At 70.5% G+C, this 17,827-nt stretch carries 11 protein-coding genes; 5 read left to right on the top strand and 6 right to left on the bottom strand.

Annotation, left to right across the window (positions count from 1 at the left end):
* The first annotated feature begins 4 nt into the window (after positions 1-4).
* A complete protein-coding gene (locus IEY87_RS24010) occupies positions 5-1,264 on the top strand; it encodes an SAM-dependent methyltransferase (protein ID WP_189141000.1) in 1,260 nt (419 codons plus the stop codon).
* Here IEY87_RS24010 and IEY87_RS24005 read toward each other — a convergent pair whose 3' ends face one another.
* Together IEY87_RS24005 and IEY87_RS24000 are read right to left on the bottom strand one after the other, a co-directional pair.
* The gene (locus IEY87_RS24005) at positions 1,265-2,077 is read right to left on the bottom strand and encodes an alpha/beta fold hydrolase (protein WP_189140999.1); all 813 of its coding nucleotides are present in this window, start codon (positions 2,075-2,077) and stop codon (positions 1,265-1,267) included.
* Positions 2,078-2,190: 113 nt separating this feature from the next.
* The gene (locus IEY87_RS24000; RefSeq protein ID WP_189140998.1) at positions 2,191-3,726 is read right to left on the bottom strand and encodes a long-chain-fatty-acid--CoA ligase; all 1,536 of its coding nucleotides are present in this window, start codon (positions 3,724-3,726) and stop codon (positions 2,191-2,193) included.
* A 147-nt stretch (positions 3,727-3,873) separates the two neighbouring features.
* On the opposite strand from IEY87_RS24000, the gene IEY87_RS23995 reads away from it, so the two are divergent.
* Positions 3,874-5,415: a GMC family oxidoreductase gene (locus tag IEY87_RS23995; protein ID WP_189140997.1), complete on the top strand. Its 1,542-nt coding sequence runs from the start codon at positions 3,874-3,876 to the stop codon at positions 5,413-5,415.
* Positions 5,416-5,552: 137 nt separating this feature from the next.
* Positions 5,553-6,794: a cytochrome P450 gene (locus tag IEY87_RS23990; RefSeq protein ID WP_189140996.1), complete on the top strand. Its 1,242-nt coding sequence runs from the start codon at positions 5,553-5,555 to the stop codon at positions 6,792-6,794.
* Positions 6,795-6,803: 9 nt separating this feature from the next.
* Here the strand turns inward: IEY87_RS23990 and IEY87_RS23985 are convergent, their stop codons facing one another.
* Positions 6,804-8,714 (bottom strand): hypothetical protein, encoded by a 1,911-nt coding sequence (locus IEY87_RS23985; protein ID WP_189140995.1) that lies wholly within the window; start codon positions 8,712-8,714, stop codon positions 6,804-6,806.
* Between the two features lie 446 nt (positions 8,715-9,160).
* Here IEY87_RS23985 and leuS point away from each other — a divergent pair, with 446 nt between their 5' ends.
* Positions 9,161-11,611: a leucine--tRNA ligase gene (gene leuS / locus IEY87_RS23980; RefSeq protein WP_189140994.1), complete on the top strand. Its 2,451-nt coding sequence runs from the start codon at positions 9,161-9,163 to the stop codon at positions 11,609-11,611.
* Between the two features lie 142 nt (positions 11,612-11,753).
* Here the strand turns inward: leuS and IEY87_RS23975 are convergent, their stop codons facing one another.
* Positions 11,754-12,722 carry a TIGR03557 family F420-dependent LLM class oxidoreductase gene (locus IEY87_RS23975; protein ID WP_189140993.1) on the bottom strand — a complete coding sequence of 323 codons (969 nt, stop codon included), beginning with the start codon at positions 12,720-12,722 and terminating at the stop codon, positions 11,754-11,756.
* Between the two features lie 33 nt (positions 12,723-12,755).
* The gene (locus IEY87_RS23970) at positions 12,756-13,208 is read right to left on the bottom strand and encodes a hypothetical protein (RefSeq protein ID WP_189140992.1); all 453 of its coding nucleotides are present in this window, start codon (positions 13,206-13,208) and stop codon (positions 12,756-12,758) included.
* A gap of 174 nt (positions 13,209-13,382) precedes the next feature.
* On the opposite strand from IEY87_RS23970, the gene IEY87_RS23965 reads away from it, so the two are divergent.
* Positions 13,383-16,532 carry a S41 family peptidase gene (locus IEY87_RS23965; protein ID WP_189140991.1) on the top strand — a complete coding sequence of 1,050 codons (3,150 nt, stop codon included), beginning with the start codon at positions 13,383-13,385 and terminating at the stop codon, positions 16,530-16,532.
* Between the two features lie 128 nt (positions 16,533-16,660).
* On the opposite strand, the gene IEY87_RS23960 is transcribed toward IEY87_RS23965, so the two are convergent.
* Complete coding sequence (locus tag IEY87_RS23960) at positions 16,661-17,773, bottom strand: MalY/PatB family protein (RefSeq protein ID WP_225277531.1); 1,113 nt, start codon at positions 17,771-17,773, stop codon at positions 16,661-16,663.
* Positions 17,774-17,827 lie beyond the last annotated feature (54 nt).

The following is a 17,827-nucleotide window of genomic DNA, read 5'->3' as shown; positions in this document are numbered from 1 at the left end:
TGAGATGGCTCTCGCGTCTCTCTTCGAGAAAATCGTCGGCTCTGACGCCAACATCGCGTTCACTGCCTACGACGGCAGCAAAGCAGGACCGGACGGCTCTGACGTCGCTCTGGAGGTGAAATCCCCGATCGCGGTGGCCTACCTGGCACAGGCGCCCGGGGAACTGGGGCTGTCCAGGGCCTTCGTGTCCGGGCACCTGGACGTGCGCGGTGATCTGTACACGTTGCTCGATCGCATGTGGAAGATCACCACCATCGACCTGACCGCGGCGGAGAAACTCGCCGCGGTTCGCTCGCTGGGGATGAAGCCGCTGCTGATGCGGGTGCCGTCGCCGCCCCAGGAGATCCGGCAGAGCACGCTGGCCAAGCTCGGCTCGCGGCACGCCAAGCAGCGTGACGCCGAGGCGATCCACCACCACTACGACGTGTCCAACCGCTTCTACAACTGGGTGCTCGGCCCGTCCATGGCCTACACCTGCGCGGTCTTCCCCGAGGAGTCCTCCTCGCTGGAGGAGGCGCAGTTCGCCAAGTTCGACCTGGTGGCGCGCAAGCTCGGCCTCAAGCCGGGCATGCGGCTGCTCGACGTCGGCTGCGGCTGGGGCGGCATGGTCATCCACGCGGCCAAGCACTACGGCGTCAAGGCCCTCGGGGTGACCCTCAGCAGGCAGCAGGCCGAGTGGGCGCAGAAGGCCATCGCCGAGGCGGGGCTGCAGGATCTGGCCGAAGTCCGGTTCATGGACTACCGGGACGTCACCGAGTCGGACTTCGACGCGGTGAGTTCCATCGGCCTGACCGAGCACATCGGCAGGGCCAACCTGACCTCCTACTTCAGCTTCCTGTACGGCAAGCTCAAGCCGGGCGGCCGCATCCTCAACCACTGCATCACCCGGCCCACCGGCAAGGAGAAGACGTTCAACAAGGGCGGCTTCATCAACCGCTACGTCTTCCCCGACGGTGAGCTGGAGTCGGTCGGCGTGCTGGTCAGGGAGATGGAGGACCGCGGCTTCGAGATCCGCCACCAGGAGAACCTCCGGGAGCACTACGCCAGGACGCTGAAGTTCTGGTGCGACAACCTGGAGGCCCACTGGGACGAGGCCGTCGAGGAGGTCGGCATGGGCACGGCCCGCGTCTGGGCCCTGTACATGGCGGGCTGCATCGTCGGCTTCGAACGCAACAAGGTCCAGCTGCACCAGGTCCTCGGCGTCAAGCTGGACGAGGACGGCCGCGCGGGCCTGCCGCTGCGTCCGTCGCTCGACTGGCCCTGATCAGCGATTCAGCACCTCGTGCAACGTCTTGGCGAACTCGGCCGGGTGCGTGAGGAAACCCACGTGCCCGCCGGGGAAGTCGGCGATCTCCTCGCCGAGCCGCTCGGCGAGGAGCACCGACGTGGCGTAGCCGACGGTCGCGTGCGTCTCGACGCCGTTCGCCACGGTGAACGGCCCGTCGCGCAGCGCGTCCAGGTCCGGCACGTACCGCACGAACGAGCGCAGCTCGTACTCCAGGCAGAAGGCGAGGTTGCCGGCCACCCGGGCCAGCATCTCGGCGATCGGGGCGGGCAGGTCGGCGGTGAGCTCGGGCGGCAGGCCCACGTCGCCCAGTTCGGCGTTCAGCCGCCGCAGGGCCGGCCGGGCGCCGTCGCGCCGGAAGATGTCGTACACCTCCTGGAAGGCCGCGTGCCGGCGGACCGCGTCGGGCAGCAGCTCGATGAGCAGCGGCTCGTGTGAGACCAGCCCTCTGACCTGCTCGGGGTGGGCGGCCAGGACCTCCATGCCGACCATGCCGCCGTAGCTGGTGCCGAAGAGGTAGGCGGGCTCGCGGTTCAGCGCCCGCAGCAGCAGGTGGGCGTCGCGGGCGTGCTCCTCGACGCGCTGCTCGCCGAGCGGGCCGGTCAGGCGGCTGCGGGAGTTGCCCCGGGGGTCGTAGGTGATGACGGTGTAGCCGTCGGCGAGCTGGTGGGCCAGCGGCGCGTACATCGCCGCGTCGCCCTCACCGCCGTTGATCAGCAGCAGGACCGGTCCCGACCCCCGAACCTCGTAGTAGAGCTCGGCGCCGGGTACGGCCAGCGTGCCAGTGTTCATGATCGCCTCCGCGGTCGAGTGACCCGTCCACGTTCTGATCGCTCCGGGGCCCGCGCACGTTTCGCCCGCAGGGGGAAAGCCCTCTCCCGCACGGGGAGAGGGCTGCCGGGCGATCAGCGGAGTTCGCGCTTGAGGATCTTGCCGGTGGCGGTCATGGGCAGCTCGTCGCGGAACTCGACGATGCGGGGGTATTTGTAGGCCGCCATGTTGTCCCGGGTCCAGGCGATGAGCTCCTCGTCGGTCACCGACGACCCGGGGGTGCGGATGACGTACGCCTTGATCTCCTCGCCGTGGGCGTCGTGCGGGACGCCCACGACGGCGGCGAGCGAGACGCCCTCGTGCGTGACCAGGAGCTCCTCCACCTCCCGCGGATAGACGTTGAAGCCATTGCGGATGATCATGTCCTTGGCCCGGTCGATGATCGAGTAGTAGCCGTCGGCGTCCCGGGTGGCGATGTCGCCGGTGCGGAACCAGCCGTCGCGCATCACCTCGGCGGTCGCCTCGGGCCGGCCGTAGTAGCCCTTCATGACGTTGTGGCCGCGGATGGCGATCTCGCCTGGGCCCTCGCCCTCGACCGTCTTCCAGTCGGCGTCGATCAGTTTCATCTCCACGCCCCAGATGGGCGTGCCGATCGTGCCGGGCTTGGTGGGCCGGCCGAGCTGGTTGAAGCTGGCGATGGGGGCGGTCTCCGACAGGCCGTAGCCCTCGAGGATGCTCAGGCCGAAGGTCTGCTCGAAGTCCTTGAGCACCTCGACGGGCGAGGCGGAGCCGCCGGCCGAGGCCACCTTGAGCGAGGTCGGCACCTCCACGTTCTCGGTGTGGATCTTGGTGAGCATCGCCCAGTACATGGTCGGGACGCCGGCGAAGAACGTGACCTTCTCGCGGCTCATGGCGGCCAGCGCCTCGCCCGGGTCGAAGCGCGGCATCAGCACGACGGTCGCGCCGCGCATGAAACCGGTGTTCATGCAGACCGTCTGGCCGAAGCTGTGGAACAGCGGCAGGACCGCGAGGTAGGCGTCGCCGCCCTCCGTGCGTGGGAACATCTTGTCGCTGACCATGACGTTCATCAGCATGTTCTGGTGGCTGAGCTCGGCGCCCTTGGGGCGGCCGGTGGTGCCGGAGGTGTAGAGGATCACGGCGGTGTCGTCGGCCGAGGTCTGCACGGTCGAGAACTCGCCGGACATCCCGCCCAGCGCGGCCCAGAACGACTCGCCGTACTCCGACTCGGTCGCCAGCGGCGTGGCGGGCAGCACGAAGAACTGCTCGCACCCCTCGGCGCTCTCGAAGCCGGCCTTGCCCCGCTCGCCCAGCGGCAGCTCGGCGGTCCCCTCGAAGCAGAACAGCGCCTTGGCGTCGCTGTCGTCCAGGTGATAGGCGATCTCCCTGGCGTGCAGCAGCACGTTCAGCGGCACCACGGTCGCCCCGGCCTTGAGGATGCCGAAGTAGACGAACGGGAAGTAGGGCAGGTTGGGACAGGCGAGCGCGACCTTGTCGCCCTTGCCGATGCCGCGCGACACCAGCAGGTTCGCGACCTGGCAGGCGACAGTCTCGATCATGGAGTACGGCAGCCGCATGTCACCGAAGACGATGGCGGTGCCGTCCGGGTTGTTCCTCGCACTGTCTTCCAGGACGCTCGACAGGTTCAGCATGTGTGCCTTCCTCCCATGTTTGGCCTTCGCGCGACATCCTCGCAGCAAGACATACCGGCCGGTAGGTGACGGAGGTCACAACTACGTATGGACGTGGTCCACCACGTGGAGTAAGTAAGTACCAGGTTGCTCACCCTGGGAGGGGCCATGGAGTACGACTACGTGATCGTGGGGGCCGGGTCGGCCGGATGCGTGCTGGCCAACAGGCTCTCGGCGGATCCCGAGGTGTCGGTGGCCCTGGTCGAGGCCGGGGCGAAGGACGACAAGCTGGAGATCCGCATGCCCGCGGGCTTCGCCAAGCTCTTCAAGACCGACTACGACTGGGACTTCACCACCGCCAAGCAGAGTGAGATGGCCGACCGCGAGCTCTACTGGCCCCGCGGCCGGGTCCTCGGCGGCTCCTCCTCGATCAACGCCCAGATGTGGCTGCGCGGCTGCCAGCGGGACTACGACCAGTGGGAGGTCCCCGGCTGGTCCTACGACGAGGTCCTGCCCTACTTCACCAAGGCCGAGCGGCGCGTCGGCAGCAATCACGGCGGGGTGTACGGCTCGGCGGGCCCGCTGTTCATCTCCGAGCTGCGCAGTCCCAACGTCGCCACCGCCGCCTTCCTGAAGGCGTGCGAGGAGCTCGGGTTAGAGCGGCTGGCCGAGCTCAATGGCCGCTCCAACGAGGGGTACGGCCCCACTCCCGTCACCCAGGAGCGCGGGCGCCGCTGGAGCGCCGCCGACGGCTACCTGCGCCCGGCGCGCAAACGCCCCAACCTGACGGTGCTCACCGGCACGGACGTGGACCGCGTGGTCTTCGACGGCACCCGCGCCATCGGCGTCGAGCACAGCGGCGGCTCCCTGCTGCGGGCCAGGCGGGAGGTGATCCTGTCGGCGGGCACGATTGGCTCCCCGTACCTGCTGCTGCGCTCGGGAGTGGGCGCGGCCGAGGAACTGCGCGACGCGGGCGTCGCCCTCGTGCGCGACTCGCCGCAGGTCGGCAAGAACCTTCAGGACCATCTCTCGTCCGGGGTGTTCATCTCCTGCAAGCAGCCGGTGACGCTGACCGGGGCCGAGTCGCTCGGCAACCTGCTGCGCTACCTCGTGCTGCGCTCCGGCATGCTGACCACGAACGTGGGCGAGGCCGTCGCCTTCCTGCGGACCTCGCCCGAGGAGCCGGCGCCGGACATCGAGCTGATCTTCGCCCCCGGCCCCTTCATCGACCACGGCCTCACCCCGCCCACCGGGCACGGCCTGACCGTCGGCGTCATCCTGCTGCAGCCGGAGAGCCGCGGCAGAGTCGGGCTGAACGGCCGTGAGGTGCTGATCGACCCCGGCTACCTGGCCGAGGAGGCGGACGTCAGGCGGCTGGTCGCCGGGCTGAAGGTGGCCCAGCAGGTCTTCACCACCACCGCGATGCAGCCGTACGCGGACGGGCCGATGGCGCCTTACACCGCGCCCGAGAGCGACGACGAGCTCGCGCAGTGGGTCCGCGAGCGCGGCGAGACCCTCTACCACCCGGTCGGCACCTGCCGGATGGGCGCGGACGAGGAGTCCGTCGTGGACCCCGCCCTGAAGGTGCGCGGCGTCGACGGGCTCAGGGTGGCGGACGCGTCGATCATGCCGACCCTGAACCGCGGCCACACCCACGCCCCGGCCATCATGATCGGCGAAAAGGCGGCCGACCTGATCGCCCCGCGCTGAGCCGGATCACCGAAACGCCCGCGCCGGGCCTGCTGGATCACCCGGCGCGGGACCTCCCGTGCAGGTTTTCCACCGAGTACGTACGGTGTACGTGCAAAAGCATTGACGTACGTGCCCACGACTCCAAGGATGGCCTCATGAGCGTCGTTGACTTCGACCTGTCGGACAGCCTCTTTTGGACCAGGCCCATGGCCGAGCGCGAGCAGGCGTTCGAGCTGCTGCGCGGCCTCCGGACGCCGGCCTTCTTCGCGGAGCCGGAGATCTCCTTCGCGCCCAAGGGCCCCGGCTACTACGCCCTGGTCAAGCACGCCGACATCCTCGAAGCCAGCCGCGCTCCCGACGTCTTCAGCTCCGGCCAGGGCGGCGCGACGAACATCCCGGACATGCCCGCGGAGTTCGCCGAGTACTTCGGCTCGATGATCAACATGGACGACCCGCGGCACGCGCGCCTGCGCCGGATCGTCTCGCGCGCTTTCACGCCCAAGATGATCAAGCAGTTCGAGGCCGACGTGGAGAGCGCCGCCACGAAGATCGTCGACGACCTGCTGGCCAAGGGCCCCGGCTGCGACTTCGTCACCGAGGTCGCCGCCCGCCTGCCCCTGAAGATCATCTGCGACATGATGGGCATCCCGGAGCGCGACTACGGCTTCGTCTTCGACCGCTCCAACGTGATCCTCGGCGGCTTCGACCCCGAGTTCACCGGCCCCGACATCGACAAGATCGCCGAGCGGCTGCTCACCGCCGGCATGGAGCTCCAGCAGCTCGTCCAGGACCTCGCCGTCCGGCGCGCCGACGAGCCCACCGACGACCTGACGTCCTCGCTGGTCAACGCCAACATCGACGGCGAGCGGCTGACCATGAAGGAGCTGGGCTCGTTCTTCATCCTGCTCGTCGTCGCGGGCAACGAGACCACCCGCAACGCCATCTCGTACGGACTGCGCCTGCTCACCCGCAACCCAGACCAGCGCGCGCTGTGGCTGAGCGACTTCGACCGGCACACCCCCACGGCGGTGGAGGAGATCGTCCGGCTCGCCTCCCCGGTCAACTTCATGCGCCGCAAGGTCACCCGCGACCACGAGATGAACGGCCACCTCTACCGCGAGGGCGAGAAGGTCCTGCTGTACTACTGGGCCGCCAACCGGGACGCCGAGGTGTTCGCCGACCCGGGCCGGTTCGACATCACCCGCCAGCCGAACCCGCACGTCGGGTTCGGCGGCCCGGGACCGCACTTCTGCCTGGGCGCCCACCTGGCCCGCCGCGAGATCACCGTGATGTTCCGCGAGCTGCTGAGCCGCGTGCCGCAGATCGAGGGCGGCAAGCCCGACCGGCTGCACTCCAGCTTCATCAACGGCATCAAGCACATGGAGTGCACGTTCTGACCCGGCGGCTCAGCCCTGGCTGAGCGCGAGCCGCTTCACCACGGTGTTGACGTCGGGCAGCAGGGCCTTGCCCTCCGACGGGATCGACATGTAGACGATCGCCGGCACCTGACCGCCGGTGTTGATCGCGGCCGTGACGATGGTGGCCTTCTCGGTGGGGGAGGTCAGTGAGTAGGCCATCAGCCTGCCCGTGGCGTCGCCCACCTTGATCGACTGCTGAGCGATCTTGCGGACCTTGTTGCCCGCCGGGAAGAAGCGCTTGCGCGCGTCCACCACGACCGCCTTGATCACCGGCTCCAGGTCGTCCGGTGTGCTGTAGAAGGACGTCAGCCGGGTGGGCAGCGGGCCGGTGAGGATCTGGCCGGCGGTGTCCGCGTCGATCAGCGCGTACTGGCGGGTGTCGAAGCCGTAGGTGCCCTTGACCGTGGTCCGCTGGTCGAGCCGCCAGGTGCCGCCGAGGCGCGGGACGGTGATCCCGGCCTGGGCGTTCGGCACCGTGCCGATCACCGGGGCGGCCGTGCCCCGGTACTTCGGCAGCGGACCGATCGCGTTCACCGGCTTCTTCGTCGCAGTGGCGGAGGGCGTGGCCTTGACCTCCGCCACGTTCGTCTTCGGGGGATCCTCGCCCGCCAGCGGGCCCGCGAGGAACGCCCACAGCAGCGCGCCGACGAGCGCGATGGCCACCGAACCGGCCAGCGCGTAGATCCAGATGGGCTTGCCCGGGTCGTCGTCCAGCGACTCGCCCTCGCCCATCGCCTGGTAGTTGTCGCCGAAGACGGTGTTCCAGAGCTCCTGCTGGCGCTCGGGCGGCGGGGTGCGCGAGCCGCTGATCTGCCCCGCCGTCACGAACGGCCGGTCCGGGTCGGAGGGGTCGCGGCTCAGGTTGTGACCCGGCCTGCCCGGTCCCGGCTGCTGGTCCCCGGGCTGGCCGCCGTCCGGGCCCGGCCGCTCGTCCACCCGGCCGCCGGTCTGCCCGTTCTGCCCGTTCTGTTGGGCGTACGTCATGGTCCGGTCATCGGCGGGACGGCCGCCCTGACCACCAGCGTGACCACCGCCCTGACCACCCTGACCACCGCCGTGACCACCACCGGGGCCGCCACTGTGGCCACCGCCGTGCGGCATCGCGCGGTCGTCGAGCGGGTTGGGGGCCTGGTGGCGCGGCGCGGGGTCCAACGGAGAAGCTCCCTGTCCGTACACCGCTGTCCCTCGGTCGTCCAGCGGGGTCTGGTCGTGCGTCGCGTTGTAGGTGTCGGCCCGCCCGCCCTGCGGCGGACCCTGGTCGTACGGCCCGCCCTGGTCGTACGGCCCGGCCCGGTCGTGCGGGGGCATGGCGCCGGGCACGGGCTGGCCGGGCGGCGGCGCGGGGGCGCGGTCGTAGGCGGCGTTCGCGTGCGCGGCGTCCTGCTGCGGCCAGGGGGCCGGGGAAGAGAGGTTGGCCCAGGCGGCGGGCGGCCTGGCGGGAGGCTCGGCCCAGGCCGGGACGGGGGGCTGCACGGACGGCTCCGGCCAGGGCGACGACGCGTGCGCTCCGCCGTTGTGGGCGGGCGCCGGCGCGCCGGGGCCGGTCTCGGGCCAGCCGCCTTGGCCGCCTTGCGCGGGCGGACCGGTCTCAGGCCAGCTGCCTTGGCCGCCCTGCGCGGGCGGGGCGCTCTCCGGCCAGGCGGGCTGGGCCGGCGGCGCGCTCTGCGGCCAGCCGGTGGGCACCTCGTCGCGGGCGGGCTCGGGCCAGTGCGGCCGCGCCTCGCCGGGGGCCGGCTCCGGCCACGACGGGCCCGGCTGCGGCCGGCCCCCGTCGGAGGAGGAGGGCCAGGACGTCGGGACGTCGCTCCGCGGGGGATCCGGCCACGAAGGGGCATCCTGTCGCGGCGCGTCGGGCCAGGACGGTGGCAGGTGGGGTGCTCCGGAATTCTCCGTTGCCATTGCTGCCGGCCCTCCCGAGGCTATGTCCGGATTTGAAGTGTCATGCATGATCTCATGGGATCTTCTAGGAGATCCTGCCGGTCCCGCAGGGAAACGGGCGAAGCCGTGTGGATCGGTCGGCGGATCCTGCATGGGCAGGTCGGCCTCCGAGCGTCTGGGCTCAGCTGGATACACCACGGTGACGACAGTATTCTAAAGGGACATAAGAGGTCACAACGGATAGATCACCATCAGATCTCACCAGACCTGAAGGGTCCATTGTGCCCCCGTACCTCGATCGAGCGTCTGCATTCTGTAGAAGACGTGCGCTAGGCTTGACCTATGCGTTCCGCGACCCTGCTTCTTACCGGGCCGCGACGGCTCTGAGCATCTCGCCGTCGCGGCTACCCCTCGTTGCACACGAGGGGTTTTCTTATGGGTCCGAGTCAATCAGAAGGACGACCGCCGTGAGTGAGTACGACCCGCAAGCGCTGCAGGCCAAGTGGCAGCAGCGATGGGAGGAGCTGGATCCGTTCCGGGCGAGCGAGGACGCCGCCGACACCCGGGAGCGGCGCTATGTGTGCGACATGTTCCCTTATCCCTCGGGCGACCTCCACATGGGCCACGGCGAGGTGTTCGCGATCGCCGACGTGGTCTCGCGCTACTGGTTCCAGCAGGGCTACAACGTCCTGCACCCGATCGGCTGGGACTCCTTCGGCCTGCCCGCGGAGAACGCCGCGATCAAGCGCAACGCGCACCCCGCTGAGTGGACCTACGCCAACATCGAGACGCAGGCCACCTCCTTCAAGCGCTACGGCGTCTCCTTCGACTGGTCGCGCCGCCTGCACACCAGCGACCCCGACTACTACCGGTGGAACCAGTGGCTGTTCAACCGGTTCTTCGAGCGCGGCCTGGCCTACCGCAAGGGCGGCCTGGTCAACTGGTGCCCCAACGACCAGACGGTGCTGGCCAACGAGCAGGTCGTGGCCGGCAAGTGCGAGCGCTGCGGCGCCGACGTGATCAGGCGCGAGCTGACGCAGTGGTATTTCAAGATCACTGACTACGCGCAGCGGCTGCTGGACGACATGGACCAGCTGGACAGCTGGCCCGAGCGGCTGCTGACCATGCAGCGCAACTGGATCGGCCGCTCCGAGGGCGCTGACGTGCTGTTCCAGGTCGAGGGTCGAGACGAGCCGGTCCAGGTTTACACCACCCGCCCCGACACCCTGTTCGGCGCCACGTTCTTCGTCGTCGCGGCGGACGCCGCGCTGGCCGAGGAGATCGTCACCGACGAGCAGCGGCCTGCCTTCGAGGTATACCGCGCCGAGGTCGCCAAGCTGAGCGACATCGAGCGGATGTCCACCGACAAGGACAAGACCGGCGTCTTCCTGGGCCGCTACGCGATCAACCCGGTCAACGGCGAGCGCATCCCGGTCTGGGCCGCCGACTACGTGCTGTCCGACTACGGCCACGGCGCCATCATGGCCGTGCCCGCGCACGACCAGCGCGACCTGGACTTCGCCATGAAGTTCGAGCTGCCGGTGAAGGTCGTCGTGCACACCGGCCTGGCCGACCCGGGCGAGACCGGCGTCGCCACCCCCGGCGAGGGCAAGCTGGTCAACTCCGGCCCGCTGGACGGCCTGACCAAGACCGAGGCCATCGCCAAGATCATCGACATTCTGGAGGTCGACGGCAGGGGACAGGGCACGGTCAACTTCCGGCTGCGCGACTGGCTGCTGTCCCGGCAGCGGTTCTGGGGCACGCCGATCCCGATCATCCACTGCCCCGACTGCGGCGAGGTGCCCGTCCCCGACGAGCAACTGCCGGTCACGCTGCCCGACATGCGCGGCGAGGCGCTGGCGCCCAAGGGCGTCTCCCCGCTGGCCAGCGCCACGGACTGGGTGAACGTCGAGTGCCCCAAGTGCTCCGGTCCCGCCAAGCGCGACACCGACACGATGGACACCTTCGTCGACTCCTCCTGGTACTTCCTGCGTTACTGCTCGCCGGGCTACACCGAGGGGCCGTTCGATCCCGAGCAGGTGAACAAGTGGGGGCCGATCGACCAGTATGTCGGCGGCATCGAGCATGCGGTGCTGCACCTGCTGTATTCGCGCTTCTTCACCAAGGTCCTGCACGACATGGGCATGGTGAGCTTCACCGAGCCGTTCCGGCGCATGCTGAACCAGGGGCAGGTGATCAACGGCGGCAAGGCCATGTCGAAGTCCCTGGGCAACGGCGTCGACCTGGGCCAGCAGATCGACGACTTCGGCGTCGACGCCGTACGCCTGACCATGATCTTCGCCGGGCCGCCCGAGGACGACATCGACTGGGCCGACCTGTCACCGGGCGCGTCGCAGAAGTTCCTGGCCCGCGCCTTCCGCGTCATGGACGAGGTGGCCAGCCCGCCCGGAGTCTCCTACGACGGTGGTGACCTGGCGCTGCGCAAGGCCACCCACCACACCATCGACGAGGTCACCAAGCTGCTGGACTCCTACCGCTTCAACGTCGCGGTGGCCCGCCTGATGGAGCTGACGTCGGCCGCCCGCAAGGCGATCGACTCCGGCCCCGGCGCGGCCGACCCGGCGGTGCGTGAGGCCGCGGAGACGCTGGCGGTCATGCTGTCGCTGGTGGCCCCGTACACCGCCGAGGAGGGCTGGGAGCGGCTGGGTCACACCGGCGGCACCGTGGCCAGGGCGGGCTGGCCGGTCGCCGACCCGGCGCTGCTGGTGCGGGAGTCGGTCACCTGCGTCGTGCAGGTGGCGGGCAAGGTGCGCGACCGGCTGGAGGTCTCGCCCGACGTCTCCGAGGAGGAGCTGCGGGCGCTGGCCCTGGCCTCGGAGAAGGTCCAGGGCCACCTGTCGGGCGAGCCCCGCAAGGTGATCGTGCGCGCCCCGAAGCTGGTCAACATCGTCCCCTGACCTCCGCGTCAGGCGATCGCTGGTCTCCGCGTCGGGCCGCTGCTGACCTCCGCGTCAGGCGGCTGCTGGTCTCCGCGGCGGGCCGCCGCGGAGCTCTGCGGCGAGCCGCCGCTGGTCTCCGCGGCGAGGTGCTGCGCCGCCCTCACAGGCGGCGCAGTGCGGGCAGCAGTTTCTCCTGGGCCCAGGAGAAGAACGGCTCCTGCTGGTCGGCGCCGATCTGCACGAGCGCGAGGTGGGTGAAGCCGGCCTCGACGTACTTTCTGGCCGCCTCGACGACCGCGTCCACGTCGTCGCCGCACGGCACGCTCCGCGCGACGTCATCCGGTCGTACGGTGCCGGCGGCGGCCTCGAAGTTGACCGGGCCGGGCAGCTCGGCCATGACCTTCCAGCCGCCCACCGCCGCCCAGCGCCACAGGCGGTGGGCGCGTTCCTTGGCGGCTTCGGCGTCGGTGTCGTAGGACAGGGCGAGCTGGCCGTACACCGGCTTGCCCGCGCCGCCGGCCGCCCTGAAGCGCTCCACCACCTCCGGCATCGGCTCGTTGATGACCAGGATGTCCCCGTACTCGGCGGCGAGCCGCGCCGAGGCGCCGCCGGAGGCGGCTATGCCGATCGGGACCGGCGAGTCGGGCAGGTCGTACAGCTTGGCCGAGTCCACGTCGTAGAACTCGCCCTGGAAGGTGACGTAGCCGCCGCCGAACAGCTCGCGGATGATCCGTACCGCCTCGTCGAGCATGCGGTGCCTGGTGTCGACGGAGGGCCAGCCCTCGCCGATCACGTGCTCGTTCAGGTTCTCGCCCGCGCCGAGGCCGAGGGCGAAACGGCCCTGGGTGAGCTCGCCCATGGTGGCGGCCTTCTGCGCCACCACGACCGGGTGGTAGCGCATGAGCGGGCAGGTCACGTAGGTCATCAGGGGCAGGCGTTCGGTGGCCTGCGCGACGGCGCCGAGCACCGACCAGGCGTACGGCGAGTGGCCCATCTCCTCCAGCCACGGGAAGTAGTGGTCGGAGATGACCGCGTAGTCGAAGCCGGCTCGCTCCGCCATGGCGGCGAAGTCCACCAGCCGGCGGGCGGAGGTCTGTTCGCACATCAGGGTGTAGCCGAATTCTGGCATGGTGTCCGAGCTACCCGACTTCGCCCTGGTTAGCTATGGGCAGTCGTAGATCAGTGCCGGGCGGGGGCCGCGGTCGCCGATCTCCTCCAGCACCAGGCTGAGCCCGATGCCCAGCAGCCACACGTCCTTGGCCAGGCCGATGCCCGCCTGGGTGGGCCGGAGGCTGCCCTCCTCGCGCATGCCCGGAGTCCGGAGATACAGGCCGACCAGCCCGCCCGCGAACGCGGTGAGCGCGGCCCCGGCCACCAGTGACGGCACCACCGGGATCAGCAGGGCGGCGCCGAGCGCGATCTCGGCCTTCGCCAGCAGCCGGGTGAACCGCTGCGGGTCGTGCCCGGCCAGGAAGGGGTAGGTGCCGGCGGCCATGCCGTGCACGCCGGCGGCGACCGGCTCCTCGGCTTCGTGCTTGCCCAGGCCGGAGTTCAGGCAGAAGGCCCCGGCCGCCACCCGGAGCGGGATCTGGTGGGCTCGTGTCATGACTCTCATGAATGCCTCACATGCCTACAAAAACAGGACATCATGCCCCTTCCCACGACATTTCGTCATATCCGCGCTGGTGGTGGTCTTGACGGAGACTTCAGGGCGTCGCCGCCCCGGCTCACGGCCCGGAGAGCAAGAATTTGATGAGCCCATAACGAGACCTGCTATTAGGGTTCAGCTGTGACAACTGGCGCTTACCTGAGATACCCCCATCTATATGGTGACCTGGTCGCCTTCGTGGCCGACGACGACGTCTGGCTCGCCCCCGTGACAGGCGGCCGGGCCTGGAGGTTCACCGCCGACCGGACCCCCGTGTCGAACCCGAGATTCTCCCCCGACGGCAGCCACCTCGCCTGGACGAGCAGCCGCGAAGGCGCCTCCGAGGTGTTCGCCGCCGAGCTCGACGGCTCGCAGGGCGAGCGGCTGACGTACTGGGGCACCCAGACCACGCAGGTGCGCGGCTGGAGCGCCGACGGGCGGGTGCGCGCGGTCAGCGCCACCGGCCAGAGCAGTCGCATCAGAACCTGGGCGCACGAGATCCCGCTCGACGGTGGCCCCGCGACCCGCCTGCCGTACGGATGGGTGAGCGACCTGTCCACCAGCGGCGACCGCGTGGTCACCGTGTCGCCGATGTTCCGCGAGCCGTCGAGCTGGAAGCGCTACCGGGGTGGCACGGCCGGCAAGATCTGGGTCGACGCCGACGGCTCCGGCGAGTTCACCCGCCTGTTCGCCGACAACGCCGCCCAGCACTGGGCCGCCATGTGGGTGGGCGACAGAATCGCCTTCCTCGCCGACACCGACGGCACCGGCAACCTCTACTCGTGCCTGCCCGACGGCTCCGACCTGCGCCGCCACAGCACCCACGACGAGTTCTACGCCCGCCACGCCAGCACCGACGGCGAGCGCGTCATCTACGGCCACGCCGGCGACCTGTGGCTGCTGGAGAGCCTGGACGCCGAGCCGTACCCGCTGGACGTCAAGCTGAGCGGCCCCCGCCCCGCCCGCGCCAGGAAGCCCGCGCCCGCCCGCGTCGGCTCCTTCTCACCCGACGCCACCGGGCGGGCCAGCGCCGTGGAGATCCGCGGCACCGCTCACTGGCTCACCCACCGCGACGGCCCCGCCGGCGCGCTGCGCGTCCAGCCCGGCGTCAGGGTACGGCTGCCGCGCGCCCTCGACGCCGACGGCCGCGCCCTGTGGGTGTCCGACGCCAGTGGCGAGGACGGCCTGGAGATCGGCACCCCCGGCGGCGAGATCCGCACCCTGGCCGCCGGCGAGCTCGGCCGCGTCCTCGACCTGGCCGCCTCACCGGACGGCAAACACGCCGCCGTCGCCACCCACGACGGGCGGCTGCTCGCCGTCGACCTGGAGAGCGGGCAGCTCCGGCAGCTCGACCGCACCGCGCACGGCGACATCAGCGGGCTGACGTTCTCGCCCGATTCCGCCTGGCTGGCCTGGGTGCACCCGCACCAGGAACCCCTGTCCCAGATCAAGATCGGGCGCGTCGACGGCACCTCGTCGATCGAGGTGACCCCGCTGCGCTTCTCCGACTACGGTCCCGTCTTCACCAAGGACGGCAAGCACCTGGCGTTCCTGTCGGTCCGGACGTTCGACCCGGTCTACGACGCGCACGTGTTCGACCTGTCGTTCCCCACCGGCTGCCGGCCGTACCTGGTGCCCCTGCGCGCCACCACGCCCTCCCCGTTCGACCCGAGCCTGCAGGGGCGCGGCTTCAACGGCGAGGACGACCAGCCGCCGGCGGACGACAAGCAGAAGGACGACGCCCCGCCGCGCACCGAGGTCGACCCCGAAGGGCTGCCGTCCCGGGTGGTGCCGGTCCCGGTGCCCGCCGCCAACTACGGCAACCTGCGCACCGCCAAGGACGCGCTGATCTGGCTGCGCCACCCCCTCACCGGCCGGCTCGGCGACGGCAGCGAGACCACCCGCGAGACCGTCCTGGAGCGCTACGACCTCAAGAAGCGCGCCAAGTCCGAGCTCGGCAAGGAGTTCAAGGCCTTCGAGGTCAGCGGCGACGGCACCCGGCTCGTCGTCAACGGCAAGAACGGCCTGCAGACCCGCCCCGCCACCGAAGGCGACGACGTGGTCGGCATCGACCTCGACCGGGTCGCCGTCCAGCTCGACCCCGTCGCCGAGTGGCGGCAGGGCTACCACGAAGCCGGACGGCTCATGCGCGACCACTTCTGGCGCGAGGACATGAACGGCGTCGACTGGCAGGGCGCGCTCGACCGCTACGCGCCCCTCGTCGAGCGCCTCGGCACCCACTCCGAGCTGATCGACCTGCTCTGGGAGGTGCAGGGCGAGCTCGGCACCTCGCACGCCTACGCCATCGCCGGCGGCGGGCACCTCGACCCGCGCCGCCGCCAGGGCCTGCTCGGCGCCGACCTCACCCGCGACCCCGACGGCGTGTGGCGCGTCGAACGCATCCTGCCGGGCGAGTCGTCCGACCACGGCGCCCGCTCGCCGCTGCTCGCCCCCGGCGTCGCCGTACGCGAGGGCGACGCCCTCACCGCCGTGAACGGGCGTCCCGTCGACGCCACCCACGGCCCCCTGCCTCTCCTGGCGGGCACCGCCGACCAGCCCGTCGAGCTGACCGTACGGCCGGCGACGGGCGGCGACCCGCGCAAGGTCGTGGTCACCCCGATCGCCGACGAGACCCGGCTGCGCTACCACGACTGGGTCGAAGGCCGCCGCGCCCACGTCAGGCAGGAGTCCGGAGGCAGGCTCGGCTACCTGCACGTGCCCGACATGGTGGCCTCCGGCTGGGCGCAGTTCCACCGTGACCTGCGTACCGAGATGGCCTTCGAAGGGCTCGTCGTGGACGTACGCGAGAACAGCGGCGGGCACATCTCCGAGCTCGTGCTGGAGAAGCTGTCGCGGCGGGTCACCGGCTGGACCCGGGTGCGCGGCTACGAGCCCATGCGCTACCCCGGGGACTCGCCGCGCGGCGCCATCGTCACCGTCACCGACGAGTTCGCCGGCTCCGACGGCGACATCGTCAGCGCCGGCATCAAGAACCGCGCCATCGGCCCCCTCGTCGGCGTGCGCACCTGGGGCGGCGTGATCGGCATCGACTCGCGCTACTCCCTGGTGGACGGCACCGTCGTCACCCAGCCCCGCTACTCCTTCTGGCTGGAAGGCCACGGCTGGGGCGTGGAGAACCACGGCGTCGACCCGGACGTCGAGGTGGTCATGGCGCCGCACGACCGGGTCGCCGGCCGCGACCCGCAGTTGGACAAGGCCATCGAACTCGCCCTCGCCGCCCTGGAGGAACGTCCCGCGGCCACCCCTCCGGACCTCCCGCCCCTGCGGTAGGCCCCTCTTGAGTGGCTCTCCCGCTTTGAGGTCCGTCGGCCTCTCCTACGGTCCCGGCCCGGCCTGGCCGCGCCGACGTGGACGCCAGGCCCCCCGCGCGGATCTTCCGCACGGGGGGCCTGCGGGCGTCACAGCTCCGTCTTCGCGATCCGCCGCAGCAGCTCGTCCAGGACGGGCTCGGTGGTGGCGAAGTTCAGCCGTACGTACGTCTCGCCGCCCGGCCCGAACGCGGCACCGTCGCTGAGCAGCACCTTGGCCTTCTCTTCCAGGACCTCGGCCATGCCCGTGCGGCCGTAGTCGAGCCACGCCAGATAGGTGGCCTGCGGGATCCGGTACGTCACCTCCTCGGGCAGGCGTGCGGCGATCGTGCGCCGGTTGCGGTCCAGCAGGGCGCGGGTCTCGTCAAGCCAGGCGTCGCCGTGCCGCCAGGCCGCGACCGTCGCCTCCACACCGAGCACGCTCGGCGAGCCGAACAGGAAGGGCGGCTGGGCGTCGAGTGCCTTCAGCACCCCCGGCGCGCTGACGTGCGCCACCGAGCACCGGATGCCGCCCAGGTTGAACGCCTTCGTGGCCGAGGTCAGGGTGACGGTGCGGGCCGGGAGGATGGTGGCGAACGGGATGTGGCGTTCCGGGCCGTACACCAGATCGGCGTGGATCTCGTCGGCGATGACCATCAGGTCGTGCCGCTCGGCGAGCTCGGCCAGCTCCGCCAACTCCTCGCGGGTGAAGACCCTGCCGGTGGGATTGTGCGGGTTGACCAGCAGCAGCACCTTGCACCCGGCCAGATCCGGCACCTCGAACCGCCACGAATCGCCGTCCGGCCGGGCCTGGATGGGGCGCAGCGGGCGGCGCATCGACTCCAGCGTGCCGAGGAACGGATGGTAGGCCGGGGTGTGCACGGCCACCGTGTCACCCGGTTCGGTCCATACGTGGAGCAGTACCTGGAGTGCCTGGTTGATGTCGGAGAAGGGGCGCACCAGCGCCGGGTCCGGGCTCCAGCCGTATCTGGCGGCCATCCGCCCGGCGAACGCCTCCGCCAGCGGGCCGCCCGTCGGCTGCTCGAGCCAGGAGGGATAGCCGAGGTCGCCGGCGGCGCGGCGGTGCAGCGCCTCGATCACCGCTGGGGCGGTGGGCAGGTCCATGTCGGCGACCCAGGCCGGGATGACGTCGGGCCCGGCCTTGGCCCACTTGAGTCCATCGTTGGTCGACTTCAGATTTGCGCCCACAAATGCGTCGCTCACCAACCCAGTCTAGAAATACCGGGATAAGTCCCCCTGAAGCGGTCCACCCCTGAC

This window comes from Nonomuraea glycinis, assembly GCF_014646515.1.
Lineage (GTDB): Bacteria > Actinomycetota > Actinomycetes > Streptosporangiales > Streptosporangiaceae > Nonomuraea > Nonomuraea glycinis.
The sequence above is the reverse complement of the archived record's forward strand: the minus strand, read 5'-3'. Positions and strand labels throughout refer to the sequence as shown.